This is a genomic window from Streptomyces cahuitamycinicus, assembly GCF_002891435.1.
GTDB classification, from domain to species: domain Bacteria; phylum Actinomycetota; class Actinomycetes; order Streptomycetales; family Streptomycetaceae; genus Streptomyces; species Streptomyces cahuitamycinicus.
On the sequence record NZ_POUC01000476.1, the window covers coordinates 1 to 5,657 of the forward strand.

A 5,657-nucleotide genomic window follows, 5' to 3' on the forward strand; every position below is an offset into this window, starting at 1 on the left:
GTGCGGGGCGGTGCCGGGCGGGGGTCAGCCGATGCCGCGGGCACCGGAGAAGATGCGGTACGGGACGCTGTCGTCGGGGGAGCCCGCGATCCCGTCCAGCGGCAGGGGTTCGAGGCTCTTGCCGAGGTCGATCCGGTAGGCCACCACGGCCGTCGACACGGAGTCGGCCGTGCCGACGTACCAGGCGGCGGTGTCGTTCTGCGTGGTGCCGGCCTTCCCGGCCACCGTGACGGGCTTCCCGGCCACCGTGGCGGGCTTCCCGGCCACCGTGACGGCCGGGGCCGCCCCCGGGCGGGCGGTGCGGAAGGCGTCCGTGAGGGCGGACTGGACCGCCGCGGCCACATTCGCCTTCACCGCACGGCGGGACGCGGGCTTCGTCAGCGCGATCTCGGAGCCGTTGCGGGTGATGCGGGACACCGAGTACGGCTCGACGTGCTTGCCGGCGGCGGCGAACGTGGCGTATCCGCCGGCCATGCGGATCGCGCTGGGCGTGGCACTGCCCAGGGACATCGCGGGCACCTGCGGGCCGAAGCTGGAGGAGAGCAGGCCGGCCCGCTGGGCGGTGTCCCGCACCCGGTCCAGGCCGGTGTCCATGCCGAGCTGCATGAACGGCGTGTTCACCGACAGGGCCAGCGCCCGGCTCAGGCTGATCCGCCCGTACGACTTCCCGCCGTCGTTGTGGGAGGTGACCTGCTTGCCGCCGCGGTCCCAGTAGGGGCCCTCGGGCGTCGTGACGGCGATGCCGTCGTCCCCGTCGTACAGCGTCTGCGGGGTGACCTCCGTGGCGGCGCCGTCCCGGGTCTTGTGCACGCCGTGCTCCAGGGCGGCGGCGTAGACGAAGGGCAGGAAGGCCGAACCGGCGGGCACGGTGGTCGCGTTCGACTCGTTGTAGCCCTGGGTGCGGTGGTCGGGACCGCCGTGGACGGCGAGGATCCGCCCGTCGGTGGCCACCGAGGAGGCGCCGAAGTGCAGGGACTTCGCCTTGGCCGCGTCCTTCTTCCGCGCCTTTTTCCGGGCCTCGGCCACGGCGTCGGTGAGCGCGCTCTCCTGCTCGCGGTCGAAGGTCGTGTAGATCTGGAAGCCACCGAAGTCGAACTCCTTGTCCGAGAGGCGTGCCGCCTTCTTGGCGTACCGGGCGGCCAGTTCCACGAGGTAGTCGCTCTGCTTGCCGGTGTCGAACCCGGGCGCCCGCTTGAGCGGTTCGGGGAACTCCGTGTACCGGGCCCGTTCGGCCTCCGACAGGGTACCGATCTCGGCCATGCGGTCGAGGATCCAGGACCAGCGCTCCACGGCCCGGGCGTGGTTGGCCTCGCCCAGGGCCGGGTCGTAGAGCCCCGCGCCCTTGAGGAGGGACGCGAGGAAGGCGGCCTCGCTGACGTCAAGCTCGCCGACGTCCTTGCCGTAGTAGGCCTGGGCGGCGCGCTGGATGCCGTAGGTGCCGCGGCCGAACCAGCTCGTGTTGAGGTAGCCCTCCAGGATGTCGTCCTTGCTCATCCCGTTGTCGAGCTTGAGGGCGAGCATGGCCTCGGTGAACTTGCGGCCGACCGAGCGGTCCTGGTTGAGGTAGACGTTCTTGACGTACTGCTGCGTGATGGTGGAGCCGCCCTGGGTGTCTCCCTGGCCGACGGTGCGCCACAGGGCGCGGGCGAGGCCGCTGAGGGATATGCCGGGGTCGCTGTAGAAACTGGCGTTCTCGGCCGCCAGCACCGCGTCGCGGACGTCCTCCGGGATGTCCTCCAGCGGCATCGCCTGCCGCCTCACCCAGCCGGTGCGGGCCATGGGCGTCCCGTCGGACCAGAAGTAGACGTTGTCCTGCTGGGTGGCGTACGAGTTGAGGTTCTCCGGGATGTCGGTGGCGGCGTAGGCGGAGCCGAGGAGGACGACGGTCAGGCCGGTGAACGCCAGCGCGGCGCCGAGCCACTGCCGCAAGGAGGGCGCCCAGCGCTGCCAGCCGGCGCGGTCGGCGTGCGGGTAACGGGGCCTGAGGCGGCGGGCGTCGGACGCGACGCGGGCGGCGAACCGTGTCAGCCCCGGGCCCGCGACGGGGAGTCGGGACAGTAGGGAGGCACGGGGGGCCTTGCGCCGGCGGCGCGCCCTGCCGGGACCGTCGCCCTCCGGCGCCGTGCCGGGGCGTGTGTTCGCGCTGCGGGTCGTGGCCGTGCGTGGGTTCGCGTTGCCGGTCGTGGCCGCGCGTGGGTTCGCACTGCCGGTCGCGGCCGGCTCGACGGCGCGCAACAGCATGGTCTCGTCCGCGTTCGGGGAAGCGGGAACCTTCAACTGCATGGTCTCGTCCGATTCCCGCCCAGCCTTGGACACGGCTGTGTCTCCCTCCCGCTCACGGTGGTGCTCGCGCGGAAGGGCATGGCTGCCGTGGTCGACGGCAGCGAGCCCTCACGTTTCCCCCGCCTTCACGGCTCCTCGCGGCGTTCGAAAGTTACCAGCGGCCTTTACAGTTCCTCCACACCGGTACGGCAAGAGTGATCAAACGGAATCCCGGAGGGCGGTACTTCCGCCGTCGCGGATTAACCTGTCCCCATGCCTCGTTACGAGTACCGCTGCCGGACCTGCGGCGACACCTTCGAACTCAGCCGTCCCATGGCGGAGTCCTCCGACCCCGCGGCCTGCCCCTCCGGTCATGAGGACTCGGTGAAGCTCCTCTCCACGGTCGCGGTCGGAGGATCGGCCTCCGCCCCGGCACCGGCGCCCCGCGCGGGCGGCGGTGGGGGCGGCTGCTGCGGAGGCGGCTGCTGCGGCTGACGCCTTTCCTCAGGAGTCCTTCAGCTTCGGTTCCCTAACGTGGCGGCATGACAGCCATCGCAGCGGACGCCGGACCGCAGTGGGTCAACGACCTGATGGACGCGCTGGGCGCGCCGGGTGCCGGTCTCGCCATCGCCCTGGAGAACCTGTTCCCGCCGCTGCCCAGCGAGGTGATCCTGCCGCTGGCCGGGTTCGCCGCGAGCAGCGGCCGGATGAGCCTGCTCGCCGCCCTGCTGTGGACGACGGCCGGCTCGGTGATCGGCGCGCTCGCGCTGTACGGGGTCGGCGCGCTGCTCGGCCGTGACCGGACGGTGGCGATCGCGGCCCGGCTGCCGCTGGTGAAGGTCTCGGACATCGAGAAGACCGAGGCGTGGTTCCTGAAGCACGGCACCAAGGCCGTGTTCTTCGGCCGGATGATCCCGATCTTCCGCAGCCTGATCTCCGTGCCGGCGGGTGTGGAGCGCATGCGTCTGCCGGTGTTCCTGGGGCTGACCACCCTGGGCAGCGCGATCTGGAACACGGCGTTCGTGCTCGCGGGTTACTTCCTCGGCGCCAACTGGCACCAGGTGACGGACATCGTCTCCACCTACTCCAAGGTGGTCCTCGCCGTGGCGGCGGTAGCTGTCCTTGTGTTCATAGCCCTGCGGCTGCTGCGACGCCCCAAAGGGGCGCGGGGCCATGGCGATCAGCGACTCCGCCGCGGGGCGCGACAAGCCACCGCGGCGCCGCACCCGTACGACGACCAGGACACCCGAGTCCTCAGGCGCCCCGTACTGCCCCCAGAAACTCCCGCAGGATCCGCTCCCCGGCCAGGACACCCCGGTCGGGAAGCACCCTGATCGAGGGAGCCGTGAAGCCGGCGTCGGCCAGCTCCCCGTGGCCGGGCCGCCAAGCCTGGTCCGCCGCGAGGAGCAGGTCGGTGTCGAGCAGGGAGTCACCCGCGGCGAGCGTGAGATCGGCCCCGGTCCGCCGGGCGACCTCCCGCATGGCCGCGCTCTTGGTGAGCGGCTTGGGAACGGCGTAGATCTTGCGGCCCTGGAGGGACACGGTCCAGCCGCGGTTCTCCGCCCACACCGCGAGTTCCTTCACCCAGTCCTCGTCGAGCAGTTCACGCTCGACGACGAGGTAGGCGAACAGGTCGTCGGCGACGCGGTGCTTGCGCACCCAGACCGGGTCGGCGGCCCTCAGCAGGTGCTCCTGCACCTCGGCCAGGGGCGCGCACTGATCGGCCAGCCGTGCGGTGACCCGCGCGTGCCAGTCGGCGTCGGAGACGCCGTCCACCAGGAGGTGGCCGCCGTTCGCGCAGATCGCGTACGTGGGCTGCGGACCCGGCAGGTTGATGCGCTGGTACTGCTTGCGCGTCCGGGTCGTCGTCGGCACGAACACGGCCGCGTCGCCCAGCTCGGTGAGGAGCCGGGCCGCCGTCTCCGTCATGTAGGACAGCGGCTTGCTCTCGTGCACCTCGACGCACAGCAGCCGCGGGGCCCGCGGGTCCGGCATGGTCAGCGCCAGGGCGGCGGCGGAGTAGATCAGGGTGCGGTCGAGGTCGCTCGCGACGAGTGCGGGCATCAGCGGGTCACCGCCTTGCCGTCGGCGCCGGTCGCGCCCCGGGTGTACTTGGGGTGGATCAGGCCGACGCAGGTGTAGGGCAGTGCGTCGACCTCCTCGACGGGCACGCCGCGCTGCTCGGCCAGCAGGCGTACGTGGTCCAGGTCGCTGCCCGCCCCGGCGCGTGCAAGGACCTTCCAGGGCACGCGGCGCAGCATGACCCGGGTGGTCTCGCCGACGCCGGGCTTGACGAGGTTCACGTCGTGGATGGCGTACTCCTCGCTGATGCGCTCGACGGCGGCCCAGCCCTCCCAGGTGGGCGAGCGGTCGGTCGCGAGCAGTTCCTTGGCCTGGGCGCAGGCGGCGTCGGTGACCTCGGGGAAGCGGGCGGACACGGCGTCCAGGAAGGCCACCGAGACGTCGGTGGCGGCGAGTTCGCGGTAGAACTTCGCGCCGTGGAAGTCGTGCGGGCCGACCAGGTCCGCGCGCAGCACCGTCCGTGAGATCAGGCCGGAGACGGTGGAGTTGAGGCAGGCGGAGGGGATGAGGAAGTCCTCGCGGGTGCCGTAGGTGCTCACGCAGGAGCCCGGGTCGGCCAGGACCGCGATCTCGGGGCTGAAGCCGGTGACGCCGTCCGACTTCTCGAACTCCTCCAGCGCCTGGGCGAGTTCGCGGGTGATGGCGCCCTTGCCGGTCCAGCCGTCGACGAAGACGACGTCCCGGGGGTCGTGGTGCTCGGCGAGCCAGCGCAGCGCGTTGGCGTCGATGCCCCGGCCGCGGACGATCGACACGGCGTAGTGCGGCAGGTCGAGGCCGTGCCGGTGCTGGGCCCAGCGGCGCATGAGGATGCCGACGGGCGTCCCGGCACGGGCCAGGGAGACCAGCACGGGACGCGGGGACCGCTCCGCGAGGACCGTCTCGGTGACGACGCCGGCCGCCTGGGCGATACGGGCCGCCGACTCCTTCAGCGCGGCGTGGAACAGCTCCTGGTACTGCTCGCTGGGCTGGTACTCCACGGGCAGCGACTCCGCGTAGTGCGCGCCGCCGCTCTGGATCGCCTCCTCGCGCTCCTCGGTCGGCGCCTCCAGCGTCACGTCCGAGAGGTCCTGGAGCAGCCAGCCGACCTCCTCGGGCGCGTACGAGGAGAAGGCGGGGCCGCGGAGGGGCTCGGGCAGCATGGAGGGCCTTTCGGGGGCGTACGACGGTATGACGGCGAGGAGGACCCGCGGGGTGTGCGGGGCGAGGCGGGCCAGCAGACCGTCGGGCGCGTGCAGCGCCGGGGTGTCCCCGGCCGAGTCGACCACCGCGACGACGGCGTCGAAGCCGGCGCCCGCGACGTTGTAGGCGTAGCG

5 protein-coding genes are annotated in these 5,657 nt (G+C 72.2%); 2 read left to right on the forward strand and 3 right to left on the reverse strand.

Annotation, left to right across the window (positions count from 1 at the left end; all coding sequences use genetic code 11):
- Nucleotides 1-24: 24 nt before the first annotated feature.
- A complete protein-coding gene (locus C1J00_RS37070) occupies nucleotides 25-2,283 on the reverse strand; it encodes a transglycosylase domain-containing protein (protein WP_245936648.1) in 2,259 nt (752 codons plus the stop codon).
- 252 nt (nucleotides 2,284-2,535) lie between these two features.
- Between C1J00_RS37070 and C1J00_RS37075 the strand changes: the two genes are divergently transcribed.
- Complete coding sequence (locus C1J00_RS37075) at nucleotides 2,536-2,757, forward strand: FmdB family zinc ribbon protein (protein WP_102913311.1); 222 nt, start codon at nucleotides 2,536-2,538, stop codon at nucleotides 2,755-2,757.
- 47 nt (nucleotides 2,758-2,804) lie between these two features.
- A complete protein-coding gene (locus C1J00_RS37080; protein ID WP_102913312.1) occupies nucleotides 2,805-3,596 on the forward strand; it encodes a DedA family protein in 792 nt (263 codons plus the stop codon).
- Here the strand turns inward: C1J00_RS37080 and C1J00_RS37085 are convergent.
- Both C1J00_RS37085 and C1J00_RS46045 read right to left on the reverse strand, forming a co-directional pair.
- On the reverse strand, nucleotides 3,517-4,326 hold the full coding sequence (locus C1J00_RS37085) for an HAD family hydrolase (RefSeq protein WP_102913313.1): 810 nt from the start codon (nucleotides 4,324-4,326) through the stop codon (nucleotides 3,517-3,519). The genes C1J00_RS37080 and C1J00_RS37085 overlap by 80 nt on opposite strands.
- Nucleotides 4,326-5,657: cysteine protease StiP domain-containing protein (locus C1J00_RS46045; RefSeq protein ID WP_281262791.1), on the reverse strand; the 1,332-nt coding region annotated here is incomplete at its 5' end. The genes C1J00_RS46045 and C1J00_RS37085, both read right to left, overlap by 1 nt.